Below are 14,209 nucleotides of genomic sequence, written 5' to 3'. Positions count from 1 at the left end.
AAGCCCCTCATGACGAGGGGCGCAGAATAGCAAAATCTTTGGGTGCTGGCGATTAACGCTGATGCAGCGGCAACCACAACACCAGGCGCAGGCCACCCAGCGGGCTGTCTTCCGCTTTCACCCAGCCACGATGCTGATTGACGGCGGATTCAACAATGGCCAAGCCCAGCCCGGTACCACCGGATTGGCGATCGCGTGCTTCATCGGTGCGATAGAACGGCCGGAAAATCTGTTCACGATCTTCTGGGCTGACGCCTGGGCCGTCATCGTCCACGACTATGGTGATACCCTGATTATCAGCGCTGAATGCCACCGCGATGCGCGTGTTGGAGTAGCGTAGGGCATTACGCACAATGTTCTCCAGCGCGCTGTCCAGGGCCCCTGCGTTGCCGTAAATCGTCCATGGGCCTGGGGGTGCGGTGACCTCCAACTGCTTGCCCATCTGTTCGGCTTCGAAACTGGCGTTGTTCAGCACGTCTGCCCACAGATCGTTGGCCTTCAGCAGTTCGCGCACCAGTTCACTTTGCTGTTGGCCACGGGAGAGTACCAGCAGATCGTTAATCATCGAGTCCAGCCGTTGGGCTTCGGTTTCGATACGTGCCAGTTCATGGCCTTCCCCATGCCGGCGGCGCATCAGGGCGGTTGCCAGTTGCAGGCGCGTTAACGGAGTACGCAGTTCGTGGGAGATATCGGAAATCAGCCGTTGCTGGGCCGTCATCATCCTTTCGAGTGCGCTGACCATCTGGTTGAAACTGGCACCGGTGGCGAGGAATTCCTGCGGCCCAGCCTCCAACTCAGGGTGCTGTTTGAGGTTGCCTCGCGCGACATCATCGGCGGCGTTTTTCAGCTTACGCGCCGGCTTGGCCAGGCTCCAGGCCAGCCACAGCAGCAGCGGGGCGCTAATCAGCATGGTGACGATCAGCAGCAGCAGCGGCCGGTCGAACATCAGGTTGATAAAATCGGATTGCGGGCTGTTGGCCGGGCGGATCAGGTACAACTGATAATTATCTTCGCCATCACGTACCGAGAATGGGCCAACCAGTTCGACGCGGCCATATTTTTTCTTTTTCGGCTGATCGGAGTTGTCCGATTGGCCGATAAAGTTGCGCACGATCTGCATTTCGTTGCGCTGTGCGCCGATCACCCGCCCTTCACTGGTCACCAGCAACAGGCGCTGACCCGGAGGTGCCCATTTTTCGATGGCGCGAAACAGGCGGCGCCACCACATCAGATCGTTGGCCGGATCGTTTTGCAGTTCGGCCTCGACGTGCTGTTCCAGCATCAACCCCTGCCGCTGCTCGCTGTCCAGCAGCGTGGTCATTTGGCGGGAGTCGAGTTTGGGCACCATCAGCACCAACATCAGCACCAGGGCCAATGTGAACCAGAAAATGGCGAAGATGCGTGCCGTCAAGCTGTTGATCATGTTGCAGACACCATCAGGTAGCCCCGTCCGCGCAGGGTTTTGAACCAAGGATGCCCATCTTTGCGGTCCGGCAGTTTGCGCCGCAGGTTGGAGATATGCATATCAATGGCGCGATCAAACGGCGTCAGACGTTTGCCCAGCACTTCCTGGCTGAGGAGTTCGCGAGAAACCACCTGGCCCAGATGCTGTGCCAGCAGATATAACAGGGTAAATTCGGTACCCGTCAGATCCAGCACCTGCCCATCGAAGCTGGCTTCCTGGCGGCCAGGGTTCAATTGCAGGCCGTCAACGTCCAGCGTCGGTGCGCTGGTATCCACGTTCTGCTGCTGCTCGCTCCAGTTGGAACGACGCAGGATGGCCCGAATGCGCGCAACCAGTTCGCGATCGTTAAAGGGTTTTGCCAGATAGTCATCCGCACCCAGTTCCAGACCAAGCACCCGGTCCAGTTCGCTGCCACGGGCAGTCAGCATGATCACCGGAGTCTGGTGGTGCTGGCGCAATTCTTTCAACGTGTCGATACCGTTCTTCTTCGGCATCATGATATCGAGCAATAGCAGATCGATGGAGCTGTCCAGTAACGACAACGCCTGTTCACCGTCGTGGGCCACAACGATGTTAAAGCCTTCCATTTCAAGCAGTTCTTTCAGCAGCGAGGTGAGCTCGCGGTCGTCGTCAACTAACAGAATTTTATTCATATGTGATTTACCTCCTGACGCAAAATACGTCATCAACTGTTGCCATTCCATGACTTTACGTAGTTTTACATGCACTGACGCATGTTTGCAGGTGCAGCGATACACTGCTCCTCGTTGATTCGCAAAGTGAGAAAGCTCGAGGAGTAAAAATGGTTAAGGTGGCCGCAGTAGTTATGGCATCAGTTTTGGCATTAGGTTCTACCGCTGCCTTTGCTGCTGATACTACACCGGAAACTGTCCAACCTCCTGCTAATGATGCACTGTTGAGAGCACTTGGTCAGAATCACATGTTCGACGGCGTTCGCTTGAGCGAACAGCAACGTCAGCAAATGCGCGATTTGATGCGCCAGGCTCGCTACGATCTGCCTGGTGTTAATGTAGACGAAGTGGAAACCATGCATAAACTGGTTACCGCAGATAAATTTGATGAAGCCGCCGTGCAGGCCCAGGCGGAAAAAATGGCTCAGGAACAGGTTAAGCGCCAGGTCGAAATGGCCCGGGTACGCAACCAAATGTATAACCTGCTGACGCCAGAGCAAAAAAGTGTTTTAGACCAGAAACATCAGCAGCGTGTGCAGCAGATGAAGCAACAGATTTCTGGTTTGCAGCAAACTTCTGCCCAGAAGTTGAGTATGACCGAGTAATTCCCTGTTTTTTCCTTGCCATAGACACCATCCCTGTCTTCCCCCTCATGATGAGGGGGTTTTTTTTGATCCCCATAAAAATAATTTAATTAAAAACAATAAGTTAATTTTAGCGCAAAAGATTTCTGTATTTTCAAAACAACGCGATCTCCCCTCACCCCAACCCTCTCCCACGGTACGATCTTGATACCCCATGAACACTTGCCTGGGGAGAGAGAGCCAGTCCAGAGCCGCAGTCAGGCGCAGGAGGTAATTTGTAGCACGGCCTGTCCCCTCTTCCCGTTGAAAGGGCTAGGATTAGGGGCGTCTCTGTACGTAATGTGGTGGTTCTTTTGTTTACCTGACCAGCCTCTTGCAATGAGGCCGGGGCTTTTTTACCTGACATTCCGTTATACTGAAGCCCTTAAACGTTGGTTGAGGTTTTTATGGAACAGCAATACGCGCGGTTGGTTCAGTCCGCGGCTTTCGCCGCCACCGGGATGGCCTCCGTTCTGCTGATAATCAAGATCGTTGCCTGGTATCTTACTGGCTCAGTCAGCCTGCTGGCGTCGTTGGTGGACTCGTTGGTGGATATTGCCGCTTCGCTGACCAACCTGCTGGTGGTGCGTTACTCGCTACAACCCGCTGATGAAGAACACACCTTTGGTCATGGCAAGGCCGAGTCGCTGGCGGCGCTGGCGCAAAGCATGTTTATTTCCGGTTCCGCTCTGTTCCTGTTCCTGACTGGCTTCCAGCATCTCTATTCCCCACAGCCCCTCAATGCCCCTGGCACCGGGATGATCGTTACGGTGATCGCCTTGATCAGTACAATGATCCTGGTGACCTATCAGCGCTGGGTGGTAAGAAAAACGGGCAGCCAGGCGGTGCGGGCCGATATGCTGCATTATCAGTCAGATGTGATGATGAATGGTGCTATTCTGGTGGCACTTGGGCTAAGCTGGTACGGCTTTCATCGTGCGGACGCGCTGTTTGCCCTGGGCATTGGGGTTTATATTCTTTATAGCGCGCTGCGTATGGGTTACGAGGCGGTGCAATCCCTGTTGGATCGCGCCTTGCCGGATGAAGAGCGTCAGGTAATTATTGATGTGGTATCGTCTTGGCCGGGGGTGAAAGGTGCTCACGATCTGCGTACGCGGCAGTCTGGACCCACTCGGTTTATCCAACTGCACCTGGAGATGGAAGACTCTCTGCCGTTGATGCAGGCGCATATTCTGGCGGAACAGGTGGAGCAGGCACTGTTGCACCGTTTCCCAGGGGCGGACGTGATTATTCACCAGGATCCTTGTTCAGTTGTTCCTCAAAGCCGACAGGGACATTGGGAACTATAATCAACTGGCATAGGTCAATGTTGGGTGGATTGAAACGCTTGAGTTAGCTCACGGTGCCATATGAGGTTTTTTCCTTGATGTTGCGTGACCTGAATCAATTCAGCTGGGTGTTTTTGTTATAATATCCAGCAATAAAAGCCGTAAAGCTGGTTTTCCGCCGTGGGAGAGATACCCGGTGAGTCGGCAAATACAGAATTCTTAAGAAATTGCATCTACAGTTCAGAGGTAGTCATGATCAAGAAAATCGGTGTACTGACGAGTGGCGGTGACGCCCCAGGTATGAACGCTGCCATTCGTGGCGTTGTGCGTGCTGCGCTCACAGAAGGTCTGGAAGTATTTGGTATTTACGATGGCTACCTTGGTTTGTACGAAGATCGCATGGAGCAGTTAGACCGCTATAGCGTGTCTGACATGATCAATCGCGGCGGCACCTTCCTGGGTTCTGCGCGTTTTCCAGAGTTCAGGGATGACAGCGTGCGCGCCAAGGCGATTGAAAACCTGAAAAACCGCGGCATTGATGCGCTGGTGGTTATCGGCGGTGACGGTTCCTATATGGGGGCGAAGCGCCTGACCGAAGAAGGTTTCCCTTGCATCGGCCTGCCTGGCACTATCGATAACGACGTTGCGGGCACCGACTACACCATCGGCTACTTCACCGCATTGGAAACCGTGGTTGAAGCGATTGACCGCCTGCGTGATACCTCTTCATCACACCAACGTATCTCTATCGTGGAAGTGATGGGGCGTTATTGTGGCGACCTGACCCTGGCTGCAGCCATTGCCGGTGGTTGTGAATTTATCGTGCTGCCGGAAATCGAATTCAGCCGTGACGATCTGGTTGAAGAAATCAAAGCCGGGATCGCCAAAGGTAAAAAGCACGCCATCGTCGCGATCACCGAGCATATCTGTGACATCGACGAGCTGGCGCGTCATATCGAGCAGGAAACCAAGCGTGAAACCCGTGCTACCGTATTGGGGCACATTCAGCGTGGTGGTTCACCGGTCGCTTATGACCGTATTCTGGCTTCCCGCATGGGCGCTTACTCTATCGACCTGCTGCTGCAAGGTTACGGTGGCCGCTGCGTAGGGATCCAGAACGAGAAGATGGTGCATCACGACATCGTTGACGCGATCGAGAACATGAAGCGTCCGTTCAAGGGTGACTGGTTGGAGACGGCGAAAAAGCTGTACTAATCCGTTTCTGAACAGATGCAAAAGAGCCTCCTTGGTTGGGGGCTTTTTTTTGTCTGTCATCGCTATATTCCAGAATGGTCTAGTACAACATTTTTTATTCTTTAATTGTGAGGAAAGTTTCTGGCAGGCTTTGATGCTAAATCAACCGCTTGAGGTTGCGTCATTTTCTGGGGGAACGGCAATGCAAAAATGGGGTGTGGGTCTGACTTTACTGCTGCTGGCATCGGGTGCCATGGCGAAAGATATTCAACTGCTGAACGTCTCATACGATCCAACGCGTGAGTTCTACCAGGAATACAACACGGCGTTTGGTAAGTATTGGCAGCAGCAGACCGGCGATCAGGTTACCGTGCGTCAGTCACACGGTGGCTCCGGCAAGCAGGCGACTTCGGTGATTAACGGTATCGAAGCAGATGTGGTGACGCTGGCGCTGGCATACGACGTAGATGCCATTGCCGAACGTGGCCGTATTGATAAAGCGTGGATCAAACGCCTGCCTGATAACTCGGCACCTTATACCTCAACCATCGTTTTCCTGGTACGCAAGGGCAACCCAAAACAGATCCACGATTGGGCCGACCTGGTGAAACCCGGTGTGTCGATTATTACCCCGAACCCGAAAACCTCTGGCGGAGCCCGTTGGAACTATCTGGCTGCCTGGGGCTACGCTTTGCACCAGAATGGTGGTGATAAAGCCAAGGCCCAAGAGTTCGTTAAACAGCTGTACCGTAATGTGGAAGTGCTGGATTCCGGCGCTCGCGGCGCGACCAATACCTTCGTTGAGCGCGGCATCGGTGATGTACTGATCGCCTGGGAAAATGAAGCCTTGTTGGCAGAAAAAGAGCTGGGCAAAGACAAGTTTGAAATTATCACCCCGAGCGAATCTATTTTGGCGGAGCCGACGGTATCGGTAGTCGACAAGGTGGTTGATAAGCGCGGGACCCGTGATGTGGCCACGGCGTACCTGAAGTATCTGTATTCACCGGAAGGCCAGACCATTGCGGCTCACAACTACTATCGCCCACGTGATGCGGCCGTCGCGGCCAAATTTGCCGAACAGTTCCCTAAGCTGAAGTTGTTCACCGTGGATGACACCTTTGGTGGCTGGACCGAGGCGCAGAAGGTGCACTTTGCCACCGGCGGGATATTTGACGAGATCAGCAAGCGCTGATCGCCAAACTGTGGCCATAAAAAACCCCGGAAAACCGGGGTTTTTTCATTTCAGGCCGGATTAAATCAGGCTTTTTTCGCCAGGGCAGCGGCTTTGACGATCACGGCGAAAGCGTCAGCTTTCAGTGATGCACCACCAACCAGCGCGCCGTCGATGTCTGGCTGAGCAAACAGCTCTGCGGCGTTCTTATCGTTAACGGAACCGCCGTACTGGATGATCACTTCGGCAGCAACTGCAGCGTCTTGCTTGGCGATATGGTCACGGATAAATTTGTGTACTGCCTGAGCTTGCGCTGGGGTAGCAGATTTACCGGTACCGATAGCCCACACTGGCTCATAAGCGATGACGGTGCCTTTGAACGCTTCAGCGCCCTGAGTTTTCAGCACGGCGTCGATCTGACGAGCACAAACTTCTTCGGTTTTACCCGCTTCGTTTTCTGCTTCGGTTTCACCGATGCACAGCACTGGGATCAGGCCAGCGGCTTTCAGCACGGCAAATTTCTCTGCGATGGCTGCGTCGGTTTCTTTGTGATAGGTGCGGCGCTCTGAGTGGCCGATGATGATGTATTCAGCACCGACGTCTTTGAGCATGGTGGCAGAAACTTCACCGGTGAAAGCGCCAGACAGGTTGATGTCGACGTTCTGTGCGCCCAGAGCGATGCGGCTGCCACCCAGTTCGTGCTTGGCCAGATCCAGATACATGACCGGAGGTGCGATGGCAACGCCGCAACCGTCAACGCTGCTCAGTTCTTTACGCAGGGCGGCGATCAGTTCGTTAACCATATGAACGCTGCCGTTAAGCTTCCAGTTACCCATTACTAATGGATGACGCATGTGTTTTCCTCCAAAAAGGGGACGCGAGAGTCTAAATGACAACTGCCGGACAGGCAGTTTACCTGCCCAACAGTATAGAGATGAATCAACGCAAAGGCTTTGCTTTTTGTCATTAATTGCTGGGGTATCAGGGTTCAGATAACGTCAGCTTAATCGGTTCAACGGCGAAAGTTACCCCCTTATCGCCGTTATCTGCCACCACATAGCGGATTGCCCCAACCTGTTGCTGGTAGAAGTAGGAGCCTTTGCCTTTTTCCAGCAGGTTATTCACCTTGATGATGCTTTCTTCCACGGTGAGTGCCGGTTCAAACTGACGGCTCAGGGCTGCCATATAGTTCACCGCGATGGCTTTGGCCGCTTTTTCTTCACTATCTTGCAACAGCAAATGGGTGATCTGCATGGTCTTGATTTTACCGGTGCCCTTTTCCAGCGCGGTAGAGGCGTACAGGTTTTCATTAATCTTGCTGGCTGCGCGGGTCAGTAAAGGCGAGTCATCCTCTCTTGACGGGACGACGCGAAATTCACCAATCGGCAACGTCGGGTTGTCGCGGTTGTACTTCTCGCGAAATTGTACCACCGTCAGATCGAAGGTCGGCGCGCCGGCCAGCAGATAGGGGGCATTCGCCGGGGCTTCGGTAGGCGCATCGGGTGGATCGGCCCAGGCACTGCCGATGGCAGAGTACAGACAGGCAATAACGATGATTTTCTTCAGCATGGTATACGGCATCGGTAACAAAGATGACTCCGATTAAAACGATAACCCGGGTGAATTGTCAAAAATTCCGCGTGATTGTCGTTTGCTGACGTAAGGCGGTGCGATGGTCTGCGCTTTACCTGGGCTAGCTCAACCCGGCATGGCCTATGTTACACTGCGGCGCAGAATATGGGCAGGCCAAGAGTGCATGAATCGATGACCTTACAGCAATGGTGTTTTTCATTTAATGGCCGTATCGGGCGGCGTGACTTCTGGATCTGGATGGCAGTCTGGGTAGTGTTGATGGCGGTGGCCTTCACGCTGGCCAACTACGATGTCGTTGCGATCCAGACCATCGCCTTTTGTATTGTGGCGCTGCTGTGGCCAACGTCGGCGGTGCTGGTCAAGCGTCTGCACGATCGGAATAAAAAGGGTTGGTGGGCCTTGCTGCTGATCCTGGCGTGGATATTGGCGGCCGGTAACTGGCAGATGCTGGCACCGATCTGGCAGTGGGGCGTAGGGCGTTTTATTCCGACGCTGATTGTGGTGATGATGGCGATCGATCTGGGGGCTTTTCTTGGCACCCCAGGGGATAACCGATTCGGGCCAGAGGCCGAACCGGTAAAATTCCGCTGAACTACCAGTAATGCTCGCTGGTGATATGGCCCGGCTTGCGGCGCAGGTGTTTGCGCATCTGGTACTTCTCTTTCAGCGTTTGCTGGGTATCGCGCACCATCTGCGGGTTGCCGCACAGCATCACATGGCTGGCTTCGGCATCCAGGGTTAAACCTACCGCCGCTTCCAGCCTCCCGTCCTCCAGCAGAGCGGGAACGCGCCCGGTCAATGAGCCAGCCACCTCTTCACGACTAACCACGGTCTGAATGCGCAATTTGCCATTAAAACGCTGTTGCAGCTGCTGCATTAGCGGCAGGTAGCTAAGATCGCGGGCAAAGCGTGCGGCGTGCACCAGTACCAGATTGTTGAAGCGCTCCAGATCTTTGCCTTCTTGCAGAATCGATAGATAAGGGCCAATGGCGGTACCGGTGGCCAGCATCCATAAGGTATCGCAGTCTGGCACCTCTTCGAGTATGAAGAACCCGGCGGCTTCTTTGGTGACCAATACTTCCGCACCGGGCTGCAACTGATGGAGCCTTGGGCTGAGTTTCCCTTCCGGTACCGTGACCAGATAAAACTCCAGGTTGGGATCGCTGGGGGCGTTAACGTAAGAATAAGCGCGCTGAACGCGTTCGCCGTCGATTTCCAGTGACAGCTTGGCAAACTGCCCGGCGGTGAAGCTGTCGATCGGGGCATCGATGGTGATGCTGAACAAGCCATCGGTCCAGTGTTGCACCCGTGTCACTTTGCCATTAACCCATTCAGCCATACTTTTAACGCTCCCGTGGTCGGATCAAATAAGCACAATGTCGTGAGCCGGAGATGGCATGCGCGGTGCGTTCTATCCGGTAGCCTTTACCAAACAGGCGATGGAACAGCTGTAGCTCGGAGTTGCACAGGTTGCTGCAAGTATGGGCAGCCACGCCGATCGGGCAGTGGTTTTCCACCAGCAACATACCTTGTGGGCTTTCCAACAGCTCCGCCATGTAGCCGTCGCGCTGGCGTAGGCTAACCAGGCGATTGAGCCTGCCGAGGTGATCGTCTTCCTCTGCCAGCTCATTGGCGTACCGGTGATAAAGTTTATCCTCCCGTGCGCGGATCAGCTTATCGATACCCTCGGCACCGAACAGTTCATGTGCCGACTCCAATAATATAGCCGAAAGCCGATCGTGTCCGTCGGCAAACTGGGCGTGGCCCTGCTGGGTCAATGACCAGTAACGCGTCGGGCGGCCTACTTTGGCGCGCGTTTCCTCGTAGCAAACCAGCTCACGTTGTTCAAGGGATTGCAGATGCTGGCGGATCCCCATCGGCGTGATATCCAGCCGCTCTGCCAGCATTTTGGCAGAATGAGGACCCAAGGTTTTTAACTGCAATAAAATCAGCTCTGGCGTTTTCATAAAACCCAAATCCCTGTGGCGGTATCTTATTTCAAGTTGATGGAAATAATTATCGATTAAGTGTTAAAGCTAATCTGTTGCAAGTTTATCATTTTTAACTCTTTCCTGTTATGCCTACCGATACGTACAGTTTCATTTACGAGACTGGTAGCGATAGATGCCAGTGTGACGGCGATCTATATTTGCCTGAAACTCGCTAAAAAAATCAGATTTGTTAGCTTATGCGGCGCTGAGAAGCTGCTCTGTGGTTCCCCCTGGATTATTGGGTGGGGTTGAGTGTCGCTGGACTGAACAAGCTAATGAAGATAATGAGAAAAACTGAGAACTTCCACCTGCTGGTGATGCTGATCCTGCTGGTTGCCGTCGGTCAGATGGCGCAAACCATTTATGTACCGATTATCGCCGATATCGCCCATGACCTTTCGGTGCCTTCCGGCTCCGTACAGCGCGTCATGGCGGCTTATCTGCTGACCTACGGCTTCTCGCAATTGATCTATGGGCCGCTTTCCGATCGCATTGGCCGTCGCCCGGTGATCCTGGCCGGTATGATGATTTTCCTGCTCGGTGCGTTGGGCGCTTTGCTGGCCAACAGCCTATCGATGCTGGTGGCTGCCAGCGCCATTCAGGGGATGGGAACCGGCGTGGCAGGCGTGATGGCCAGAACCATGCCGCGCGATTTGTACGCAGGCACTGCCTTGCGTTACGCCAATAGCCTGTTGAATATGGGGATTCTGGTCAGCCCGCTGTTGGCACCGGTGATTGGTGGGGCGTTGGCAATGGTGTTCGGCTGGCGGGCCTGTTATGCCTTCCTGCTGGTGCTTTGCGCCGGCGTGGCATTTGCCATGTTCCGCTGGCTGCCTGAAACCCGGCCACAGCAAACGGAAAAGCGCCGCATGTTTTCCAGCTTCCGCCAACTGCTGGCGGATGGCACCTTCAGTTGCTATCTGGTGATGCTGATCGGTGCCCTGGCCGGGATTGCCGTATTTGAAGCCAGCTGTGGTGTGTTGATGGGCGGGGTGCTGGGGCTGAGTGGTTTGACCGTCAGTATCCTGTTTATCTTGCCGATCCCGGCAGCGTTCTTTGGTGCCTGGTATGCCGGGCGTGACGGCAAGTCCTTCCACAACCTGATGTGGCATTCAGTGATCAGCTGTCTGTTGGCGGGGCTGATGATGTGGATCCCTGGCTGGTTCGGGGTGATGAACATCTGGACGCTGATCGTGCCTGCGGCGCTGTTCTTCTTTGGTGCCGGAATGTTGTTCCCCTTGGCGACCACTGGCGCGATGGAGCCGTTTCCTTATCTGGCTGGCGCAGCCGGTGCCCTGGTGGGCGGCATGCAGAATATGGGGTCTGGCCTGGCGACCTGGCTGTCGGCGATGCTGCCGCAAACCGGGCAGTTCAGCCTTGGGTTGCTGATGTTTGCCATGGCGTTGCTGATTTTGTTGTGTTGGTGGCCGCTATCTACCCGTATGCAGCATCAGGGGCATACCGCCTGACAAGGGGGGCGCAGCATGCTGCGCTCCTGTACGATCGAGATTTACAGCAGGAATTCGTGCAACGCCTCGTCCTTGCGATCCAGATAATGGGTCGAACGGATGCGGCGGATGGTGCGCGACTTACCGCGGATTAGCAGGGTTTCGGTGGTGGCCATATTGCCTTTGCGGCTGATGCCTTCCAACAGATCGCCCTTGGTGATCCCCGTCGCGGCAAAGATGACGTTGTCGTTGCGCGCCATATCATCCAGCAGCAGCACCTTACCGGCTTCAATCCCCATTTCTTTACAGCGGGCCAGTTCCTGCTCGCCGATGCGGCGGTTTTCTTCATTGTCCCCTTTGACCTGATGACGTGCCAACAGGCGGGCTTGCATATCGCCATCCAGCGCACGGATGACCGCAGCGGAGATCACGCCTTCCGGTGCACCACCGATGCCATACATCACATCCACTTCGCTTTCCGGCATACAGGTCAGGATCGACGCCGCGACATCCCCATCGGGAATGGCGAAAACCTTCACCCCAAGGTGCTGCATTTCTGCGATCACAGCGTCGTGGCGTGGTTTGGCCAGCGTAATCACGGTAAGTTCGCTCAACGGCTTACCCAGGCGAGTGGCGATGTTGATCAGGTTTTCAGTCAGTGGCAGGTTGAGATCGATAGCGCCATGAGCCTGCGGGCCGACGACCAGTTTTTCCATGTACATATCGGGGGCATGCAGGAAGGTGCCGCGATCGCCAACGGCCAGTACCGCCAGCGCATTAGACTGCCCCATAGCAGTCATGCGTGTGCCTTCGATCGGATCGACCGCGATATCTACTGCATCGCCCAGGCCGGTGCCGACGTTTTCGCCGATATACAGCATTGGCGCTTCATCAATCTCGCCTTCACCGATCACGATCCGGCCATCGATATCCACCCTGTTGAGCATAATGCGCATGGCATTGACGGCGGCACCGTCGGCGGCATTTTTATCGCCACGCCCCAACCATTTATAACCAGCAAGAGCAGCGGCTTCGGTGACGCGGGAAAATTCGATGGCTAATTCACGTTTCATGGCAGACCTGTCAGTGAGTAAAAGGAAGCAATTATCGACAAAGTTTACCACAGGGGGCAGGCGGCAGGGCGAGGCAAAAAAACGCTGCCCGTAGGCAGCGCTGTTACAGCGTAAAGCGATTTAGTCGTGATCTTCCCAGGCTTGCGCACGAGCTACGGCCTTTTTCCAGCCGCTGTAGCGGAAGTTACGCTCGGTGGTTTCGATACCTGGGCGGAATTCACGTTCGATGGTGGCTTTGCTCTTCACTTCATCCAGATCGTTCCAGTAGCCAATCGCCAGCCCGGCCAGGAATGCCGCGCCTAGCGCCGTCACTTCACGCACCTCAGGACGCTCGACACGGGTACCGAGGATATCGGACTGGAACTGCATCAGGAAGTTGTTGGATACCGCACCACCGTCTACACGCAGCGCTTGCAGGCGGGTATTGGCATCGGCCTGCATAGCATCCAGTACGTCGCGGGTCTGGTAGGCGATAGATTCCAGCGTAGCGCGGATGATGTGGTTGCTGTTCACGCCACGGGTCAGGCCGAAGATGGCACCACGGGCATACGGGTCCCAGTATGGCGCACCCAGGCCGGTAAAGGCGGGCACCACGTAGACGCCGTTGCTGTCTTTGACCTTGGTAGCGAAGTATTCGGAGTCAGCGGCATCGCTGATCAGTTTCAGTTCGTCGCGCAGCCACTGGATTGAGGCCCCGCCAATAAACACCGCACCTTCCAGCGCATAGTTCACTTCACCGCGTGGGCCGCAGGCGATAGTGGTCAGCAGGCCGTGGTTGGAACGCACGGCCTCTTTGCCGGTATTCATCAACAGGAAGCAGCCGGTGCCGTAGGTATTTTTCGCCATACCCGGTTGGACGCACAGCTGGCCATACAGCGCCGCCTGTTGGTCACCGGCGATCCCGGCGATAGGAATACGCGTACCGCCTTTACCCCCGATGTTGGTCTGGCCGTACACTTCTGAAGAAGGACGGACCGTTGGCAGCATGGCACGCGGGATATCCAGCGCTTCCAGCATGCGCTCGTCCCAATCCAGCTCATGGATGTTGAACATCATGGTACGCGAGGCGTTGGTGTAGTCGGTCACGTGGACCCGCCCTTGGGTCATCTTCCACACCAGCCAGGTGTCTACGGTACCGAACAGCAGTTCGCCACGCTTCGCACGCTCGCGAGAGCCTTCTACGTGGTCGAGGATCCATTTGACCTTGGTCCCCGAGAAGTAAGGGTCAACCACCAGGCCGGTGTTGTGGCGGATATACTCTTCGAGGCCGTCGCGCTTGAGCTTTTCACAGATGTCGGCGGTGCGGCGGCACTGCCAGACGATGGCGTTATAAATCGGTTTGCCGGTTTCTTTTTCCCAGACGATGGTGGTTTCACGCTGGTTGGTAATGCCGATCCCGGCAATTTGGTCGGAGCTGATGTCGGCCTTGGCCAGTACTTCAACCAGGGTGGAACTCTGTGAGGACCAGATTTCCATCGGGTCGTGTTCGACCCAGCCGGCTTTCGGGTAAATCTGGGTGAATTCCCGCTGTGAAACCGCAACGATATTGGCATCGTGATCGAGCACTACGGCACGTGAACTGGTGGTTCCCTGGTCGAGGGCGACAATGTATTTTTTTTCGGTTGTCATAAGTTTGAGTCCTGCTGTTGTTAACCGTTTAAAGCTGTGCC

14 protein-coding genes are annotated in these 14,209 nt (G+C 55.1%); 6 read left to right on the top strand and 8 right to left on the bottom strand.

What is annotated here, in order from left to right:
• Window positions 1-52: 52 nt before the first annotated feature.
• Window positions 53-1,423 (bottom strand): envelope stress sensor histidine kinase CpxA, encoded by a 1,371-nt coding sequence (gene cpxA, locus ACRDCA_RS04900; protein WP_438688532.1) that lies wholly within the window; start codon window positions 1,421-1,423, stop codon window positions 53-55.
• A complete protein-coding gene (gene cpxR / locus ACRDCA_RS04895) occupies window positions 1,420-2,118 on the bottom strand; it encodes an envelope stress response regulator transcription factor CpxR (protein WP_025121366.1) in 699 nt (232 codons plus the stop codon). The genes cpxA and cpxR overlap by 4 nt, the downstream gene beginning before the upstream one ends.
• Window positions 2,119-2,267: 149 nt before the next feature.
• Between cpxR and cpxP the strand changes: the two genes are divergently transcribed.
• The 4 genes from cpxP (at window position 2,268) to ACRDCA_RS04875 (ending at window position 6,455) form a co-directional block, all read left to right on the top strand.
• Window positions 2,268-2,762: a cell-envelope stress modulator CpxP gene (cpxP, locus tag ACRDCA_RS04890; RefSeq protein ID WP_438688531.1), complete on the top strand. Its 495-nt coding sequence runs from the start codon at window positions 2,268-2,270 to the stop codon at window positions 2,760-2,762.
• 425 nt (window positions 2,763-3,187) lie between these two features.
• Window positions 3,188-4,090: a CDF family cation-efflux transporter FieF gene (gene fieF, locus ACRDCA_RS04885; protein ID WP_438688530.1), complete on the top strand. Its 903-nt coding sequence runs from the start codon at window positions 3,188-3,190 to the stop codon at window positions 4,088-4,090.
• A gap of 231 nt (window positions 4,091-4,321) precedes the next feature.
• Window positions 4,322-5,284, top strand: coding sequence for a 6-phosphofructokinase (gene pfkA / locus ACRDCA_RS04880; RefSeq protein ID WP_025121369.1), 963 nt, complete (start codon window positions 4,322-4,324; stop codon window positions 5,282-5,284).
• Between the two features lie 181 nt (window positions 5,285-5,465).
• Window positions 5,466-6,455 (top strand): sulfate ABC transporter substrate-binding protein, encoded by a 990-nt coding sequence (locus ACRDCA_RS04875; RefSeq protein ID WP_438688529.1) that lies wholly within the window; start codon window positions 5,466-5,468, stop codon window positions 6,453-6,455.
• 65 nt (window positions 6,456-6,520) lie between these two features.
• Here the strand turns inward: ACRDCA_RS04875 and tpiA are convergent, their stop codons facing one another.
• Window positions 6,521-7,288 (bottom strand): triose-phosphate isomerase, encoded by a 768-nt coding sequence (gene tpiA, locus ACRDCA_RS04870; protein ID WP_411752452.1) that lies wholly within the window; start codon window positions 7,286-7,288, stop codon window positions 6,521-6,523.
• 127 nt (window positions 7,289-7,415) lie between these two features.
• Window positions 7,416-8,003 carry a DUF1454 family protein gene (locus ACRDCA_RS04865; protein ID WP_438688614.1) on the bottom strand — a complete coding sequence of 196 codons (588 nt, stop codon included), beginning with the start codon at window positions 8,001-8,003 and terminating at the stop codon, window positions 7,416-7,418.
• Between the two features lie 195 nt (window positions 8,004-8,198).
• Here ACRDCA_RS04865 and ACRDCA_RS04860 point away from each other — a divergent pair, with 195 nt between their 5' ends.
• Window positions 8,199-8,618, top strand: coding sequence for a DUF805 domain-containing protein (locus ACRDCA_RS04860; RefSeq protein ID WP_438688613.1), 420 nt, complete (start codon window positions 8,199-8,201; stop codon window positions 8,616-8,618).
• 1 nt (window position 8,619) lies between these two features.
• Here ACRDCA_RS04860 and fpr read toward each other — a convergent pair whose 3' ends face one another.
• Both fpr and ACRDCA_RS04850 read right to left on the bottom strand, forming a co-directional pair.
• Complete coding sequence (fpr, locus tag ACRDCA_RS04855) at window positions 8,620-9,366, bottom strand: ferredoxin--NADP(+) reductase (protein ID WP_438688528.1); 747 nt, start codon at window positions 9,364-9,366, stop codon at window positions 8,620-8,622.
• A gap of 4 nt (window positions 9,367-9,370) precedes the next feature.
• Entirely contained in the window at window positions 9,371-9,994 is a 624-nt protein-coding gene (locus ACRDCA_RS04850) for a helix-turn-helix transcriptional regulator (RefSeq protein WP_438688527.1), read from the bottom strand.
• Window positions 9,995-10,302: 308 nt separating this feature from the next.
• Between ACRDCA_RS04850 and emrD the strand changes: the two genes are divergently transcribed.
• Window positions 10,303-11,487: a multidrug efflux MFS transporter EmrD gene (gene emrD, locus ACRDCA_RS04845; RefSeq protein WP_438688526.1), complete on the top strand. Its 1,185-nt coding sequence runs from the start codon at window positions 10,303-10,305 to the stop codon at window positions 11,485-11,487.
• 41 nt (window positions 11,488-11,528) lie between these two features.
• Here emrD and glpX read toward each other — a convergent pair whose 3' ends face one another.
• Together glpX and glpK are read right to left on the bottom strand one after the other, a co-directional pair.
• On the bottom strand, window positions 11,529-12,539 hold the full coding sequence (glpX, locus tag ACRDCA_RS04840) for a class II fructose-bisphosphatase (protein WP_438688525.1): 1,011 nt from the start codon (window positions 12,537-12,539) through the stop codon (window positions 11,529-11,531).
• A gap of 120 nt (window positions 12,540-12,659) precedes the next feature.
• Complete coding sequence (gene glpK / locus ACRDCA_RS04835; RefSeq protein WP_438688524.1) at window positions 12,660-14,168, bottom strand: glycerol kinase GlpK; 1,509 nt, start codon at window positions 14,166-14,168, stop codon at window positions 12,660-12,662.
• Between the last annotated feature and the right edge of the window lie 41 nt (window positions 14,169-14,209).

This window comes from Serratia sp. (in: enterobacteria), assembly GCF_051654945.1.
In the GTDB taxonomy this organism is placed as follows: Bacteria; Pseudomonadota; Gammaproteobacteria; order Enterobacterales; family Enterobacteriaceae; genus Chania.
This window is presented reverse-complemented; position numbering and strand designations above follow the sequence as displayed.

What these genes read in the sequence shown, in the direction of transcription:
- ACRDCA_RS04860 (WP_438688613.1), top strand. Translation starts at nt 8,199, where the DNA reads ATGACCTTACAGCAATGGTGTTTTTCATTTAATGGCCGTATCGGGCGG.
- fpr (WP_438688528.1), bottom strand. Translation starts at nt 9,366, where the DNA reads ATGGCTGAATGGGTTAATGGCAAAGTGACACGGGTGCAACACTGGACC.
- glpK (WP_438688524.1), bottom strand. Translation starts at nt 14,168, where the DNA reads ATGACAACCGAAAAAAAATACATTGTCGCCCTCGACCAGGGAACCACC.
- ACRDCA_RS04850 (WP_438688527.1), bottom strand. Translation starts at nt 9,994, where the DNA reads ATGAAAACGCCAGAGCTGATTTTATTGCAGTTAAAAACCTTGGGTCCT.
- cpxA (WP_438688532.1), bottom strand. Translation starts at nt 1,423, where the DNA reads ATGATCAACAGCTTGACGGCACGCATCTTCGCCATTTTCTGGTTCACA.
- glpX (WP_438688525.1), bottom strand. Translation starts at nt 12,539, where the DNA reads ATGAAACGTGAATTAGCCATCGAATTTTCCCGCGTCACCGAAGCCGCT.
- fieF (WP_438688530.1), top strand. Translation starts at nt 3,188, where the DNA reads ATGGAACAGCAATACGCGCGGTTGGTTCAGTCCGCGGCTTTCGCCGCC.
- emrD (WP_438688526.1), top strand. Translation starts at nt 10,303, where the DNA reads ATGAGAAAAACTGAGAACTTCCACCTGCTGGTGATGCTGATCCTGCTG.
- cpxR (WP_025121366.1), bottom strand. Translation starts at nt 2,118, where the DNA reads ATGAATAAAATTCTGTTAGTTGACGACGACCGCGAGCTCACCTCGCTG.
- tpiA (WP_411752452.1), bottom strand. Translation starts at nt 7,288, where the DNA reads ATGCGTCATCCATTAGTAATGGGTAACTGGAAGCTTAACGGCAGCGTT.
- ACRDCA_RS04875 (WP_438688529.1), top strand. Translation starts at nt 5,466, where the DNA reads ATGCAAAAATGGGGTGTGGGTCTGACTTTACTGCTGCTGGCATCGGGT.
- cpxP (WP_438688531.1), top strand. Translation starts at nt 2,268, where the DNA reads ATGGTTAAGGTGGCCGCAGTAGTTATGGCATCAGTTTTGGCATTAGGT.
- pfkA (WP_025121369.1), top strand. Translation starts at nt 4,322, where the DNA reads ATGATCAAGAAAATCGGTGTACTGACGAGTGGCGGTGACGCCCCAGGT.
- ACRDCA_RS04865 (WP_438688614.1), bottom strand. Translation starts at nt 8,003, where the DNA reads ATGCTGAAGAAAATCATCGTTATTGCCTGTCTGTACTCTGCCATCGGC.